This window comes from Luteibacter yeojuensis, from assembly GCF_000964085.1.
GTDB classification, from domain to species: domain Bacteria; phylum Pseudomonadota; class Gammaproteobacteria; order Xanthomonadales; family Rhodanobacteraceae; genus Luteibacter; species Luteibacter yeojuensis_A.
The window spans coordinates 85,476-100,981 of record NZ_JZRB01000023.1 but is presented as its reverse complement, the minus strand read 5'-3'; the positions used below and the strand labels follow the sequence as shown (position 1 = coordinate 100,981).

The 15,506-nt window shown below is 66.8% G+C and carries 12 protein-coding genes and 3 tRNA genes; 8 read left to right on the top strand and 7 right to left on the bottom strand.

The features are described from left to right. Window positions 1-15: 15 nt before the first annotated feature. Entirely contained in the window at window positions 16-1,776 is a 1,761-nt protein-coding gene (locus VI08_RS11765) for a cation:proton antiporter (RefSeq protein WP_045829778.1), read from the bottom strand. 226 nt (window positions 1,777-2,002) lie between these two features. Between VI08_RS11765 and VI08_RS11760 the strand changes: the two genes are divergently transcribed. From VI08_RS11760 to VI08_RS11750, 3 genes are all read left to right on the top strand, one after another. Then, window positions 2,003-2,078, top strand: a tRNA-Ala gene (locus VI08_RS11760). A gap of 11 nt (window positions 2,079-2,089) precedes the next feature. Beyond that, window positions 2,090-2,165, top strand: a tRNA-Glu gene (locus VI08_RS11755). Between the two features lie 69 nt (window positions 2,166-2,234). After that, a tRNA-Asp gene (locus tag VI08_RS11750) sits at window positions 2,235-2,311 on the top strand. A 183-nt stretch (window positions 2,312-2,494) separates the two neighbouring features. Here VI08_RS11750 and VI08_RS11745 read toward each other — a convergent pair. After that, window positions 2,495-2,953 carry a DUF1249 domain-containing protein gene (locus VI08_RS11745; RefSeq protein WP_045829777.1) on the bottom strand — a complete coding sequence of 153 codons (459 nt, stop codon included), beginning with the start codon at window positions 2,951-2,953 and terminating at the stop codon, window positions 2,495-2,497. A gap of 9 nt (window positions 2,954-2,962) precedes the next feature. After that, window positions 2,963-3,778, bottom strand: a complete 816-nt coding sequence (gene ppsR / locus VI08_RS11740; RefSeq protein WP_045829776.1) for a posphoenolpyruvate synthetase regulatory kinase/phosphorylase PpsR — start codon at window positions 3,776-3,778, stop codon at window positions 2,963-2,965. 184 nt (window positions 3,779-3,962) lie between these two features. On the opposite strand from ppsR, the gene ppsA reads away from it, so the two are divergent. Beyond that, window positions 3,963-6,335: a phosphoenolpyruvate synthase gene (gene ppsA / locus VI08_RS11735; protein ID WP_045829775.1), complete on the top strand. Its 2,373-nt coding sequence runs from the start codon at window positions 3,963-3,965 to the stop codon at window positions 6,333-6,335. Window positions 6,336-6,434: 99 nt separating this feature from the next. Here ppsA and VI08_RS11730 read toward each other — a convergent pair whose 3' ends face one another. The 4 genes from VI08_RS11730 to VI08_RS11715 form a co-directional block, all read right to left on the bottom strand. Continuing rightward, the gene (locus VI08_RS11730; protein ID WP_045829774.1) at window positions 6,435-7,202 is read right to left on the bottom strand and encodes a DeoR/GlpR family DNA-binding transcription regulator; all 768 of its coding nucleotides are present in this window, start codon (window positions 7,200-7,202) and stop codon (window positions 6,435-6,437) included. Continuing rightward, window positions 7,199-7,819 carry an HAD family hydrolase gene (locus tag VI08_RS11725; protein ID WP_045829773.1) on the bottom strand — a complete coding sequence of 207 codons (621 nt, stop codon included), beginning with the start codon at window positions 7,817-7,819 and terminating at the stop codon, window positions 7,199-7,201. The genes VI08_RS11730 and VI08_RS11725 overlap by 4 nt, the downstream gene beginning before the upstream one ends. A 13-nt stretch (window positions 7,820-7,832) precedes the next feature. Continuing rightward, window positions 7,833-8,954, bottom strand: coding sequence for an MFS transporter (locus VI08_RS11720; protein ID WP_084621467.1), 1,122 nt, complete (start codon window positions 8,952-8,954; stop codon window positions 7,833-7,835). Between the two features lie 75 nt (window positions 8,955-9,029). Beyond that, window positions 9,030-9,302, bottom strand: coding sequence for a hypothetical protein (locus VI08_RS11715; protein ID WP_052697848.1), 273 nt, complete (start codon window positions 9,300-9,302; stop codon window positions 9,030-9,032). A 197-nt stretch (window positions 9,303-9,499) separates the two neighbouring features. Between VI08_RS11715 and lexA the strand changes: the two genes are divergently transcribed. The 4 genes from lexA to VI08_RS11695 all read left to right on the top strand — a co-directional run bounded on the left by lexA (window position 9,500) and on the right by VI08_RS11695 (window position 15,373). Further along, the gene (gene lexA / locus VI08_RS11710; RefSeq protein WP_045829771.1) at window positions 9,500-10,126 is read left to right on the top strand and encodes a transcriptional repressor LexA; all 627 of its coding nucleotides are present in this window, start codon (window positions 9,500-9,502) and stop codon (window positions 10,124-10,126) included. Between the two features lie 3 nt (window positions 10,127-10,129). Further along, window positions 10,130-10,765, top strand: a complete 636-nt coding sequence (gene imuA, locus VI08_RS11705; RefSeq protein WP_045829770.1) for a translesion DNA synthesis-associated protein ImuA — start codon at window positions 10,130-10,132, stop codon at window positions 10,763-10,765. Between the two features lie 74 nt (window positions 10,766-10,839). Continuing rightward, a complete protein-coding gene (locus tag VI08_RS11700) occupies window positions 10,840-12,249 on the top strand; it encodes a Y-family DNA polymerase (protein ID WP_045829769.1) in 1,410 nt (469 codons plus the stop codon). Next, window positions 12,233-15,373 carry an error-prone DNA polymerase gene (locus VI08_RS11695; protein WP_045829768.1) on the top strand — a complete coding sequence of 1,047 codons (3,141 nt, stop codon included), beginning with the start codon at window positions 12,233-12,235 and terminating at the stop codon, window positions 15,371-15,373. The genes VI08_RS11700 and VI08_RS11695 overlap by 17 nt, the downstream gene beginning before the upstream one ends. Window positions 15,374-15,506 lie beyond the last annotated feature (133 nt).

Sequence of the window (15,506 nt, the reverse complement as noted above, 5' to 3'; positions counted from 1 at the left end):
GAAATGCGGCCGGCGTCACTCCTCGTGGCCGTGGCCGGGCTTGTCCAGGGTATCCCTGAGCGCCGCCTGCAGCCGTGCGTGCACCTGCACCAGCACCCGCCAGAGTAGCCAGGTAAGGCCGATCCCGATGAGTATCAGCACCGCTGCGACTTCCCTGGGCGGCAGGATCGTCGAGGCCAGCGCGGCCACCAGCAGGCCCAGGATCAGCATGACCACCACCGGGATGATGCGGCCCAGCACCGCCCGGATGCGGTAGGTGCCCGCCCCGAAACGGTCGGGGATGCTCAGCTCGGCCAGCAGCATGCCCAGCGCCTCTGCCTTGCGGTACGCCGCGACCACCATGGGCAGCGATACCAGCGCCGCGATGGACCAGGCCAGGCTGCGCTGCACGGCACGGTCGGCGCTGACGATATCCACGTGCAGGAACCCGCGGCGATACGCGAAGGCGGTGATGATGAACACCGCGATGACCAGCACCATGTTGATGATGACGTGCCACACCAGCCGCCGGATCATCTTCATGACGATGGCGCCCTGCCCCTGCAGGCCCAGGTTGCCCATCCATTCGGTGTAGGCGCTGAACACGCCTGTGACGCGGGCCGGCAAGGCCCGCGACAGGCCGCTGGCCAGGGGATCGGACATGCGGATGAGGTACGGCGTGAGGAACGTGGTGATGGCCGAGACCGCCACGGCCACCGGGTAGAGGAAGTTGCTGGTGACTTTCAGGCTGAGGCCCAGCGTGGCGATGACGAACGAGAATTCGCCGATCTGGGCGAGGCCCATGCCCACCCGCAGCGAGGTGCGGCCATCGTTACCCGCCACGAAGCTGCCAAAGCTGCATGTGACGACCTTGCCCACCACCACCGCGATGGTGACGATGGTGATGGGCCACGCGTACTGCGCCAGCAGCGCCGGGTCGATCAGCATGCCGATGGCCACGAAGAAGATGGCGCTGAACATGTCGCGCACCGGCATGATGATGCGCTCGATGCGCGCCACGCTTTCCGACTCCGCGACGATGGCACCGATCATGAAGGCGCCCAGCGCCACGCTGTAACCCAGGTCGGTCACCAGCAGGCAGAAGCCGAAGCAGATGCCCAGCACCGCGATGAGCAGCACGTCGTTACGGCTTACCCGCGCGATGTAGTCGACCACGCGCGGCACCAACAGCAGGCCCACCACCAGCGACACCGCCATGAACAGGCCCAGGCGGCCCACGGCGGCGAACGCCTGCCCCGCCTCGAGGCCACCCGTGCTGGCGATACCGGTGAGCAGCGCCATAAGCACGATGGCGAGCAGGTCCTCGACGATGAGGATGCCGAACATCAGCTGGGCGAAGCGCTCGCGCTTGAGGTTCAGGTCCTCCAGCGCCTTCATGATGATGGTGGTGGATGAGATCGACAGCATGGCGCCGAGGAACAGCGAATCCATGGGCTTCCAGCCAAAGAACCGGCCGATCTCGTAGCCGATCCACACCATCAGCACGATTTCGGCGAAGGCCGCCACCAGGGCGGCCCCGCCCACGGCGCGCAGCTTCTTCAGGCTGAACTCGAGGCCGAGGGCGAACAGGAGCAGGATCATGCCCAGCTCGGAGAGCGTGCGGATGGTGCCCTCGTCGTGGATAAAGATGAAGGGGAACGTGTGTGGGCCGATGAGCAGGCCGGCGATGATGTAGCCGAGCACCACGGGCTGGCGCAGGCGCTGGAACAGCACCGTGGTAAGGCCCGCCACCAGCATGACGGTGGCCAGGTCCTGGATGAAAACGATGCCGTGCATGCCATTCCCTGTGTGTATGAGGGGACAGGTTAACCCGCACGAACGTGCGAGAACATCGCTGCTGGCAGGCACTGGTTAAAGCGTAACCAACCGGTAAAAACAGGCGAATGACGCAAGTGCTCGCCATTCATGGTGATTCTCGATTCGTCGAAAATAAATTCAAAAAAAGTGTAACGAACGCTTGACGGATTGGGGGTTCGGACGTAATCTTTGCGGCTTCCAGCAGGGGGCCATAGCTCAGCTGGGAGAGCGCCTGCATGGCATGCAGGAGGTCGCCGGTTCGATCCCGGCTGGCTCCACCAACTTCTAGTACGTCCCCATCGTCTAGAGGCCTAGGACATCACCCTTTCACGGTGGCGACCGGGGTTCGAATCCCCGTGGGGACGCCACTTTCCGGTCCGCCGGTCAGTGTAATGGATGTAGAAGTTGGTAGTTGTTGGAAGTTGGAAAACTTGTGTGGAGCGGTAGTTCAGTCGGTTAGAATGCTGGCCTGTCACGCCGGAGGTCGCGGGTTCGAGTCCCGTCCGCTCCGCCACTTTCCAAAAGGAATCCGCCCACGTGGCGGATTTTTTTTGCCCTGGATTTACCGATGGGCCGCTGCTCAATGTGCCGCCTATTCCCCCTGTAGGAGCGCGCTGGCGCGCGACAGCTTTTCGCGGAAGAGCCACAGGGCCTGCTGCTTTCGGGCGAAAGATGTCGCCCACAAGTGGGCTCCTACCTACACGCGGACGAGCGTGCCTATGGAGTGGCCCTGCTCCGCCAGGTACTCCAGCCAGCGGCTGAGGAAGCCGTTCATGCGCAGGCGGTGCTGCAGCACCGTGTCGGCCGGCGGGAACGGGCCAAGCACCTGCCACAGCTTGCGGCCGGGATGGCAATGCAGCGCTTCGGCCACGTGCGCATCGGTGTACATGCGCAGCTGCGCCGAGGGCGAAGGCTGGCCCGTGGCCTCGTCGACGAAATCGTAGGTGAGCTCCAGCTCCAGCGTGTACGGGTGCTTCTCCTGGATCTCCAGGCGCACGTTCAGGCCATCGTCGATATCGGACAGGTACACGCCCGCCGCCAGCCGCTGCGGCGCGAACAGCCGTGCGAGCCGGTGGTAGTTCTCCGAGTACAGCCCCATCAGGAATTCGAAGCGTCCCGGGATGAGCGAGGCTGGCCGTTCGAGGATCGCTGTCATTCACTCTTCCTAATACATGTGCCGCTCGATGCCGAGGTACTCGAAGATCTTGCTCGAGATTTCCTCGATCGAGGTGTGCGTCGTGTTGAGGACCGGGATGTTCTCCCGGCGCATGAGGCGATCCGCCTGCTCCAGCTCCCAGCGGCACTGCTTCAGCGTGGCGTAGCGGCTGCCGGGGCGGCGCTGCTCGCGGATCTGGGCCAGGCGGTTGGGGTCGATCGTGAGGCCGAACAGCCTGCTGCGGTACGGACGCAGGCGCATGGGCAGTTCGAGCTTGTCGAGGTCGTCGTCCGTGAGGGGGTAATTGGCGGCGCACACGCCGTAATGCAAGGCCATGTAAAGGCACGTGGGCGTCTTGCCCGAGCGGGACACCCCCACCAGCACCACGTCGGACTGGTTGTAATCCACGTCCAGGCCATCGTCGTGGGCCAGCGCGTAGTTGGTGGCCTCGATGCGGGCCTCGTAGCGGGCCGAATCCACCAGGCCGTGCGAGCGGTTGACCGCGCCCGATTGCTTCACCCCCAGCTCGTGCTCCAGCGGGTCGATGAAGGGGGCGAACACGTCCAGCATCAGGGCGCCGCTGCCGGCCACGATGTCGCAAAGGGCCTTTGAGGTCATGGTGTTCACCACGATGGGCCGCTGACCATCCTGGGCGTATTTGGTCTTGATGCGCAGGGCCGCCGATTCGGCCTTCGCGGGGTTGTCGATGAAGGGCAGCCGGTGGGTATCGAACTCCACCCCGTCGAACTGGGTGAGCATGCTGTTGCCGATGGTCTCCGCGGTGATGCCGGTGGAATCGGAAATAAAGAAGACGGTGCGCCGCATCGGACGGTTTCCTGGGCTGGGTTCCATGACTCCCACCTTAAGACCAATACGCCGCCATAACCATCCACCCCACAAAATGCCGGGAAATTTGTGCAACGCCGCTTGTTGTTGGACCATACCACCGCGACAATGCGCCGATTTTTACCAGCGCGGCCCGCCGCCCAACCGATGTGAGGATCTTCCTTTGAGCGACCTGGTACTTTGGCTCGACGCGCTACGCATGACCGACCTTGGCAAGGTGGGCGGCAAGAACGCCTCCCTTGGCGAAATGATCGGTAACCTGGCGAAACTGGGCGTCTCGGTCCCGGGTGGCTTCGCCACCACGGCCGACGCCTTCGGCACCTACCTCGAAAAGAGCGGCCTCGCGAAGCGCATCCAGGAACGCCTGGCCACGCTCGATGTCGACGATGTCGATGAGCTCACCCGCGGCGGCAAGGAGATCCGCGGCTGGATCGTCGACACCGCCCTGCCCGCCGACCTCGAGCAGGCCATCCGCGACGCCTACGCCAAGCTCTGCAACGATGCCGGCGCCACCGATATCGCCGTGGCCGTCCGCTCCTCCGCCACCGCCGAGGACCTGCCCGACGCCTCGTTCGCCGGCCAGCAGGAAACCTTCCTCAACGTGGTCGGCATCGACGACGTGCTGCACAAGGTGAAGGAGGTCTTCGCCTCGCTCTACAACGACCGCGCCATCGCCTACCGCGTGCACCAGGGCTTCAAGCACGAGGACGTGTTCCTCTCCGCCGGCGTGCAGCTCATGGTTCGCTCCGACGTGGGCGCATCGGGCGTGCTGTTCACGCTCGACACCGAATCCGGCTTCCGCGACGTGGTCTTCGTCACCGGCTCGTACGGCCTGGGCGAGATGGTGGTCCAGGGTGCCGTCAACCCCGACGAGTTCTACGTGTTCAAGCCCACGCTCAACGCGGGCAAGCCGGCCGTGCTCCGCCGCAGCCTGGGCGCCAAGCAGCAGCGCATGGTGTATTCCGACCAACCGGGCGAGCGCGTCCGTATCGAGGAGACCCCCTCCACGCTGCGCCACCAGTTCTGCATCGCCGATGCCGACGTCGAGGAGCTCGCCCGCCAGGCCCTCATCATCGAGAAGCACTACGGCCGCCCCATGGATATCGAATGGGCGAAGGACGGCAACACCGGCAAGCTCTACATCGTGCAGGCCCGCCCCGAGACCGTGAAGTCGCGCTCGCACGCCACCACGCTCGAGCGCTTCCAGCTCAATGAAAAGGGCAAGGTACTGGTGCAGGGCCGCGCCATCGGCCAGAAGATCGGCTCGGGCAAGGCACGCGTCATCAAGTCGCTGGCCGACATGAACAAGGTGCAGCCGGGCGATGTCCTTGTCGCCGACATGACCGACCCCGATTGGGAGCCGGTGATGAAGCGCGCCGCGGCCATCGTCACCAACCGTGGCGGCCGTACCTGCCACGCCGCCATCATCGCCCGCGAGCTGGGCGTGCCGGCGGTGGTGGGTTGCGGCAACGCGCTGGAATCGATCCCCGATGGCGCCGAAGTGACGGTCTCGTGCGCCGAGGGCGATACCGGCACCATCTACGAGGGCCTGCTCAAGTTCGACAAGATCACCGCCGACCTGGGCGCCATGCCTGAGGCGCCGCTCAAGATCATGATGAACGTGGCCAACCCCGAGCGCGCCTTCGACTTCGGCATGCTGCCGAACGCCGGCATCGGCCTCGCCCGCCTCGAGATGATCATCGCCAGCCACATCGGCGTGCACCCCAAGGCCCTGCTGGAATACGCGAAGCAGGATCCCGAGACGAAAGCCCGCATCGATGCGCGCATCGCCGGCTACAAGGATCCGGTCTCGTTCTATACCGACCGCCTGGCCGAGGGCATCGCCACCATCGCGGCCTCGGTTTACCCCAAGCCGGTCATCGTGCGCCTGTCCGATTTCAAGTCAAACGAATACGCCGGCCTGCTCGGCGGCTCGCGCTACGAGCCGCACGAAGAGAACCCGATGATCGGCTACCGCGGCGCCAGCCGCTATGTCTCGGCCGATTTCGCCGAGTCGTTCGCGCTGGAGTGCAAGGCCGTCAAGCACGTACGCGAGGCCATGGGCCTCGACAACGTGTGGGTCATGATCCCGTTCGTCCGCACGCTCGACGAGGGCCGCAAGGTCATCGAGGTGCTGCGCAACAACCACCTCGTGCAGGGCGAGAACGACCTGAAGGTGATCATGATGTGCGAGGTGCCGTCCAACGCGCTGCTGGCGGACGAGTTCCTCGATATCTTCGACGGCTTCTCGATCGGCTCGAACGATCTCACCCAGCTCACCCTGGGGCTCGACCGCGATTCGAGCATCGTGGCCAACCTGTTCGACGAACGCGACCCGGCGGTGAAGAAGCTGCTGGCGCTGGCCATCAAGACGGCCCGCGAAAAGGGCAAGTACGTGGGCATCTGCGGCCAGGGCCCGTCCGATCACCCCGACCTGGCCGAGTGGCTGATGGAACAGGGCATCGAATCGGTGTCGCTCAACCCCGATACCGTCGTCGACACCTGGCTGCGCCTGGCGAAGAAGAAAGCCGGCTAACCAGGGAACGGCTGGAAAAACGTGGGAGCGCGCTTGCGCGCGATGGGCGCTACGGCAAGCCCCATCGCGTGCAAGCACGCTCCCACATGGTTTTTGGGGTTACAGATGCACTGCCACGCCGGCGGCGCGGTATGCGTCCGTCAGTTCCCACTCCGTATCGGCCGCCACCACCAGGTGCGTCACGGCACTGATCGGCGCCGTGTGGTGCGTGGCCGAAGCCCGCAGTTTATCGGGCGTGGCGATGGCCACCGTTTCGCCGCTGGCCTCGATGATCGCCTGCTTGAACATCGTTTCTTCTTCGTCGATGGTCCACAGGCCCGTGCGCGGGTCGATGGCGCACACGCCGGGGAAACAGAAATCCGCGCGGATATCCTGCGCCTGGCGCAACGTGCGCGAGCCGATGGCACCACCGATGCGCGGGTCGAGCTTGCCACCCAGCAACACCACGTCGAAGCCCGGGCGGCCCAGCACGGCCACGGCCACGTCGGGCGCGTTCGTCACCACGGTGAGCCCGCGATGGTCTGGCAAGGCCTTGGCCAGCGCGGTGTTGGTCGAGCCCGCGTCGATGAACAGGATCTGCCCCTCCCCCACCAGCGACGCCGCGACCCGGCCCAGGTTGCGCTTGAGTTCGGCGCGCTCGTTGTGGCGCTCGCCCAGCGGCGCGACATGCGGTGCGAGCAGCGCACCGCCATAGACGCGGCGGCACAGGCCTTGCGATGCGAGGTCACGCAGGTCGCGGCGGATGGAATCCTCCGACACCCGGAACTCCTGCGCGAGGTCGGCGGCCACGACCTTCCCCTCGCGGCGCAGGCGCTCGAGGATGATGTGCTGGCGCTCGCGCGGCAGCGTGGATTCCGGCGCGTTCACTTGGGCAGGAACCCGAGGGCGACGAGATCGGCGCGCAGCTGCGCGGGCGAATGGAAATGGATGCCGTGGATGCCCAGCGCATGGGCGGCATCGACATTGGCCTTGTTGTCGTCGATGAACACGGCGCGCTTCGCATCGATGTCGTAGCGCTCGAGCAGCGTCTCGTAGAGTTTCGGGTCGGGCTTGATCATGCCCTCGTCGCCCGATACCACGATGCCATCGAACCAGCTGAAGAAGTCGTAGCGCTTGCGGGCGATGGGAAACGTCTCGCCCGACCAGTTGGTGAGGCCATAGAGCGGGTGCCCGGCCTTCTTCAGGTCGTGCAGGATGGTGATGCTGTCGTCGATCGGGCCCCTGAGCGTCTCTTCCCAGCGCTCGTGGAACGCGGCGATGAGCTCGGCATGGTGCGGGTGCTCCGCCGTGAGCTCGGCCAGGGCTTCCTCCCACGGGCGGCCGGCATCCTGCCGCAGGTTCCACTCCGGCGTGGTGACCTCGGCAAGGAACCGTTCCATGGCGGCTTCGTCGTCGCCGAAAAGCTTGCGGTAGAGGTAGCGCGGGTTCCAGTCGACGAGCACGCCACCGAAATCGAAGATCACCACGTCACGCTTGGCATACATAGGAAGACTCCGGTCAGCGGCGCGCAATGGACGCGCAAAGGGAAACGATGACGAGCAGGCCGGCGACGCCGGTCAGCGCGATGGAAAGCGTACTGAGATGGGCCACGAAGCCAATACCTGCCGGGCCGGCCAGCATGCCGGCGTAGCCCAGCGCCGTGACGATGGCGATGGCGACACCGGGCGAGGCACCGCCGAGGCGGCCCGCCGCGCTGAACAGCACGGGCACGATGTTGGATGCGCCGATGCCCACCAGCACGAAGCCGAGCAGCGCGGCCGGCCCCCATGGGATGAGCGTGGCGGCGAGGAAGCCGGCGGCCGCGATGAGGCTGCCGCCGCGGACGATGGCGACGGGGCCGACATGCGCCGTGATGCGATCGCCCATGAGGCGGCAGGCCGCCATGGCGATGGAAAACGCCGCATAGCCAAGGCCGGCCGACGAGGCGTCGAAGCCACGCGAGAAGCGCAGGAACACGGCACTCCAGTCGAGCATGGAGCCTTCGGCGAGGAACACCACCATGCACAGGAAGCCCAGCAGGAAGACGGCGCCCCCCGGCATGCGGAACGGCGCGCGCGATGCGGCCTGGGCTTCTTCATGCCGCACAAGGAAGTGCCGCCACTGCGTGAGCACGATGACGAGCAGCGCGAGCGACACGGCGATGGCACTGCCCGTGAGTGGTGCGCCGGCCTTGAGCAGGGCGGCCATGCCCGCGGAGCCGACCAGGCCACCCACGCTGAACAGGCCATGGAAGCCCGACATCATGGGCTTGCCGCGGAGCTTCTCCACGTCCACGGCATGGGCGTTCATGGAGACATCGACGACACCCAGCGCGGCACCGAAGAACAGGAGCGCGCCAGCCAGGGCCCAGGCATCCGGTGCCAGGGTGAGCAGGGGCAAGGCGAGGCACACCATGAGGCCACTGACGCCAATGACGTCACGATTGCCAAAGCGGTGGGTGAGGAAGCCTGCGAGCGGCATGGCGGCGGCCGCGCCACAGCCCATGCACAGCAGCACCAGGCCCAGGGTGCCGTCGTCGAGGCCGAGGCGGGCCTTGGCATACGGCACCATGGGTGCCCAACTGGCCATGCCGACGCCGGAGAGCAAAAAGATAAGCCGCGTGGCTCGCGTGGGGTTCATGCGGATTCCGTGGAGGCAAAGAATACGCATCAATGTACGTAAACGTGCACAAACGTGCAACCTCCACTGCGTGCCTCACAGCCAGTGGAAACCCTTGGCCATCATGCCGGCCAGGCCGAGGCCAACCGTGATGAGGGAGCCCAGGACAAGCCGCACGTCGGTGCGGACATCGTGGATTTCACCGCGGAGTTCGTTGCGGGTATCCCGCAGCTCGAGGCGGAGGTTGCGGATATCGTCGCGGACGTAGTCCATAGCGGTTTCCAGCTTGCTGACGCGGGCATCGAGGGGGGCATGGTGGCCGATGGCGGGATCGGCGAGATGAATGGGGTCGGGTGGCATGACGCTCATGGCATGAAAGGCTCCGTCGGGTGGCAACAGGCCTAGCTTCCCGGTTTCCGCACCCCACTTCGATAGGCCTTCGCCCTCACGTCGCGTAGGAAAATTCCTCGATATTTCCGGGGCTTTGTAGGCCTTCCTCATTTGAGAATGACCGTAGCCACCTGAGCCACTTGCACACCGCCCCGGCGTTATGTACAAATGTACACATGACGACGCCGAACCTCACCGAGCGACAGCAGAAGACCCTCGACTTCCTGCGGGAATACCTGCAGACCGAAGGCCTGCCCCCCACGCTGCGCGAGATCGCCGATGCCCTGGGCTTCCCCAGCCACAGCTCCGCGCAGGCCTGCGTGGAGTCGCTGGTGCGCAAGGGCGTGCTGGAGCGCTCGCCGCAACATCGCGGCCTGCGCCTGCCCTCGGGCAACGTCGCCGCCATCCGCGCCGCCACGCTCAACGAGCTGCCGCTCATCGGCCGTGTCGCCGCCGGTTCGCCGATCCTGGCGGAAGAGAACATCGAATCGCAACTGGAAATCGACCCGGCCATGTTCCACCCCCGGGCCGATTACCTCCTGCGCGTCGTGGGCATGAGCATGCGCGATGTCGGCATCCTCGATGGCGATCTCCTGGCCGTGCACCGCACGGCCACCGCCAACGATGGCCAGATCGTCGTCGCCCGCCTCGACGACGAAGTGACGGTGAAGCGCCTCAGGCACGAGCGCGATCGCCTCCTGCTGCTGCCAGAGAACCCGGATTTCCGGCCCATCGAAGTCGACCCCCGCCGCCACGCCTTCGCCATCGAAGGCCGTTACGTCGGCATCATCCGCAGGACCTGAGCCATGAATGCCATCGCCTCCGCTACCTCCAACCTGGCCCAGGTCCTGGATCATCCCGGTATCTGGCGCCGTTCGGCCGATCGCCAGCCGCGCGTGCGCGCGCTGTCCACGGGCTGGGCCTCGCTCGATGGCCGCCTGCCCGGTGGCGGCTGGCCGCAGGGCGCCGTCAGCGAAATCCTGTTCGAACACGATGGCCTGGGTGAGCTCGACCTGGTCATGCCTGCGCTCGCCGCGCTCACCCAGGAGCATCGCCGCGTCATCTTCGTGGCGCCGCCGTACCAGCCCTATGCCCCCGCGCTCGCCGCGGCCGGCGTCGACCTCCGCTTCCTGCACGAAATCCACGCCGGTTCCACCGAGGCCGCGTGGAGCATGGAACAGTGCCTGCGCTCCGGCTGCTGTGGCGCCGTCGTCGGCTGGTTGCCGGATATCGACTACCGCAGCCTGCGCCGCCTGCAGCTCGCGGCCGAAAGCGGCGATGCCTGCGCCATGGTGTTCCGCTCCGCCGGGCACGCCGCGGAAAACAGCCCGGCCGCCCTCCGTCTCAAGGTCAGCAACAGCGACGAGGCCACCTACGTGGATGTCCTCAAGTCGCGTGGCCTGCTGACCACCACCGCTCCGCTGCTGCGCATGCGGGCCTGAGGCAGGCCCGGCATGGTGTCGTCCCTCATCCGCCACCATGCCGGGCGCCTCTTTTTTGCCACGTCATCGCAGCCATGCTTTGGGCCTGTCTCCGTTTTCCCGGCCTGGCGTTCTCCGCCGCCTTCGCCGTGGCACCGGAGGCAGGCCCCTCCGCCCTCCTCGATACCCACGCCCGCCAGCGGCTGATCGCCACCGCCAACGATGACGCCCGCGCCCAGGGCGTGCGTCGTGGGCAGAGCATCGCGGCCGCACGCGCGTTATGCCCCGCGCTCGAGGTACGCCCTCGCGACCGCGAGGCCGAGAAACGCCTTCTCGCCGAGCTCGCCGCCTGGTGTTACCAGTTCAGCGGCCATGTAAGCCTCGTGCCGCCCAACGCCATCCTCATGGAGGTAGGCGCCAGCCTGCGCCTGTTCGATGGCTGGCCCGTGCTCGCCGACCGCGTCCGAGGGGGGCTCGTGGAACAGGGCCACCCGCATACGCTGGCCGCCACGCCGTTCGCTTCGGCCTCCTGGGTCTTCGCCGCCACGGCCGATGGCATGGTCATCCCCGAGCGGCAAGGCGTTGTCCGCATGCTGGGCGCCCTGCCGCTCACGCAGAGTGGCCTGCCCGCCACCGCCATCAGCGGCCTGCACGCCATGGGTTTCCGCCGGCTCGACGACGTGTTCCGCCTGCCCCGCCCCGAACTCACCCGGCGCATCGGCCGCGCGGGCGTGAGCTGGCTCGACCGCATCCGTGGGCAGGCTGCCGATGCGCTACCCGCGTGGCAGCCACCCGCCAGCTTCCTGCAGAAGATCGAGTTCGACGCGGAGCTCGACGGCAGCCAGCCGCTGCTGTTCCCCCTGCGCCGGCTCACCCGTGCGCTGGCCAACCTGCTGGCGGCGCGCGATGGCGGCGTGCAGCGTTTCACGCTCACGCTGGAACACGCCCGGGGCGAAACCACGCGCATCACCGTGGCCATGGCCGCGCCGCAACGCGATGCCGAGCGCCTGTTCGAACTGGCACGCACGCGCCTGGAACGCGCCACGCTGCCGGCGCCCGCGCGCGCCATCGAGCTGCACGCCGATGAACTGCCGGTGTTCCGGCCGCCGGTGCGCGATCTGTTCGAGCCCATCCGCGGCGATGGCCTCGACTGGCCCACGCTCGACGAGCGCCTGCGCGCGCGGCTGGGCGATGCCGCGCTGCGCCAGCTCATGGTGGTGAACGACCACCGGCCGGAACGCGCGTCGCGCTATGGCGTGCCCACGGCCACCACCGGCCTGCCGCGCGGCCGCCGGCCGCTGTGGCTGCTGCCACGCCCGCAGCCCATGCGCCCCGAGCCGGTCGCCGTGCTGGCCGGCCCGGAGCGCATCGAAAGCGGCTGGTGGGATGGCGCCGACACGCGCCGCGATTACTACATCGTGCGCACGGTGAACGGCCAGCAGGCCTGGGCCTACCTGCCGCCAGGCACGCTCGATGGGTGGATGCTGCATGGCTGGTTCGCCTGAGCTCCCGGCCAACGACGGCGATGTCGCCATCCCCGCCTACGCCGAACTGCACGCGCTAAGCGATTTCAGCTTCCAGCGCGGCGCATCGAGCGCGCGCGAACTGTTCGACCGCGCGAAGGAACTGGGCTACACGGCACTGGCCATCACCGACGAGTGTTCGCTGTCGGGCATTGTCCGCGCACTGGAGGCCTCGCTGGAGATGGCGCTGCCGCTCATCGTCGGCAGCGAATTCCGCCTCGCCGATGGCACCGTGGTGGTGTTGCTCGTGGAAAACCAGGCCGGCTACACCGAGCTGTGCCGCCTCATCACGCTCGCGCGGCGCCGTGCACGCAAGGGCCACTACGTTATCCACCGCGCCGACCTGGAAACCCTCGCCGAAGGCCTGTGCCTGCTATGGGCGCCCGGCCCCTGGCAGGCCACCAGCGAAGCCACGCATGATGAACGCGCCGCCTGGGTGGCGCGCCATTTCGCCGGCCGCGCCTGGCTGGCCGTGGAACTGCACCGCGGCCAGCACGACGACGCCGAGCTGGCCGCGCTGCGCGAACTCGGCGCGCGGCATGCCCTGCCCTGCGTCGCCGCCGGCGACGTGCACATGCACCTGCGCCGCCGCCGCGCACTGCAGGATGTGATGACCGCCATCCGCGTCAACCGCCCACTCGCCGACGCGGGCGCGGCACTGTTCCCCAACGGCGAGCGCCACCTGCGCCGGCGCGACACCCTGGCCCGCATCCATCCCCCGGATCTTCTCGCCGAGACCCAGGTGGTGGCCGCACGCTGTACCGGCTTCGATATCCGCGGCATCAACTATGTGTACCCGCGCGAACTGGTGCCCGAGGGCATGGACGCCACCGGCTACCTGCGCCAGCTGACATGGGAAGGCGCGGCCACGCGCTGGCCGGAAGGCATTCCCTCCACGCTGCCCGAGCGCATCGAGAAAGAACTCGCCCTCGTCGCCACCATGCGGTACGAGGCATTCTTCCTCACCGTGCACGACATCGTCCGCTTCGCGCGCTCGAAGCAGATCCTCTGCCAGGGCCGTGGCTCGGCCGCCAACTCGGTGGTGTGCTTCTGCCTCGGCATCACCGAGGTGAACCCCGACCAGACCAGCACGCTGTTCGAGCGTTTCATCTCAATCGAGCGCGACGAGCCGCCCGACATCGACGTGGATTTCGAACACGAGCGCCGCGAGGAGGTGCTGCAATACGTCTTCAACAAATACGGCCGCGAACGCGCCGCGCTGGCCGCCACCGTCATCAGCTACCGGCGCAAGAGTGCCGCGCGCGACGTGGGCCGTGCGCTGGGCCTGTCCGAGGATCAGCTCGACCAGCTCAGCCGCGCGTATTCGCATGCGCACGGCGAGGTGCCCATCACGGTGCGCCTGGCCGAGCGCGGCTTTGACATCGCCAGCCGCACCATCCGCCAGCTCGTGGTGCTGGTGGAGGAACTCAACGGCATGCCGCGGCATCTTTCCCAGCACGTGGGCGGCTTCGTCATTTCCGATACACCCCTGCACCACCTGGTGCCCGTGGAAAACGCGGCCATGGACGAGCGCACCATCATCCAGTGGGACAAGGATGACCTGGAAACCATGAAGCTGCTGAAGGTGGATTGCCTGGCACTGGGCATGCTCACCTGCATGCGCAAGGCCATCGACCTGCTGCGCCTGCACGATGGCCCGGATTACCGCCGCCTTGCCGACATCCCCATGGACGACCCCGGCACCTACGCCATGATCCAGGCGGCCGATACCGTCGGTGTCTTCCAGATCGAATCGCGCGCGCAGATGTCGATGCTGCCGCGCCTGCGCCCGGCGCGGTACTACGACCTGGTGATCCAGGTGGCCATCGTGCGCCCCGGCCCCATCCAGGGCGGCATGGTGCACCCCTACCTGCAACGGCGGAAACTGCCGCCCGAAAGCATCGTCTACGAACACGACGTGCGCCCTGTGCTGGAGCGCACGCTGGGCGTGCCCATCTTCCAGGAACAGGTGATGCACCTGTTACAGGTGGTGGCTGACTTCTCCCCGGGCGAATCGGATGAACTGCGCCGCTCCATGGCCGCGTGGAAACGCCGCGGCGGCCTGCAGAAGTTCGAGCCGAAGATCCGCCGCAACATGGCGAAGAACAAGTACTCGCCGGAGTTCACCCAGCAGATCATCGACCAGATCCAGGGTTTCGGCAGCTACGGTTTCCCCGAATCGCACGCGGCGGGTTTCGCGCTCATCGCGTACGCGTCGTCATACCTGAAATGCCACCACCCGGCGGTGTTCACCTGCGCATTGCTCAACAGCCAGCCCATGGGTTTTTACGCACCGGCACAGCTCGTGGCCGACCTGCGCCGCCACGGCGTGGAAGTGCGGCCGCCGGATGTCACCGCCAGCGCGTGGGATTGCACGCTCGAGCCGTTGCCGAAAAAACCCAGCGCCCATGCCTTGCGCCTGGGGCTGCGCATGATCAGTGGCCTCTCGGCCGACCTGGGCGCGCGCATCGCGGCCGCACGTGGGCAGGCACCGCTGCGCGACCTGGCCGACCTGGCCAGCCGGGCCAGCCTCAACCGTTTCGAACGCGAGCGGCTGGCCGACGCCGGCGCCCTGCGCACGCTGAGTGGCCACCGCCACCGCGCGCGCTGGGAAAGCGCCGGCATCGAACGCGACTTGCCCCTGCTCCATGCGGTTTCGGAAGAACGCACCACCCTGCGCCCGCCCACCCAGGCTGAAAACGTTTTCGCCGACTACGCCACGCACGGCCTTTCGCTAACCGGCCACCCACTGGCACTGGTTCGCAAGAACTTGCAGTCGCGGCGCGTGCGCCGCGCGCGGGAAATGGAGGCCGTTCGCAACGGCGCGTGGCTGCGCCATGCCGGCCTCGTCACCGTGCGGCAACGCCCGCAAACCGCCAGTGGCATCACGTTCGTCACCCTCGAGGACGAAACCGGCCAGGTCAATGTCATCGTGCGCCCCAAGGTGGCCGAAGCCTGCCGCCAGGCGTTGCTCGATGCCGTGTTGCTTGCCGTCGACGGGCAATGGCAAGCCATCGACGGCGTGCGCCATCTCGTGGCACACCGCCTGCTCGATTTCAGTGACCTGTTGCCGGCGCTTGGTTCGGTATCGCGGGATTTCCAATAGCGACGCACCGCTCACGTCGCAAGTTCTTCGCCGTCACTTAACGAGATGTAATGTGCAGCTGAATGGATGCCTAGGAACTGCAGACCCAGACCCACTTTGTTCATGCGAAAAGCGATAGCGTCATCACCGACCG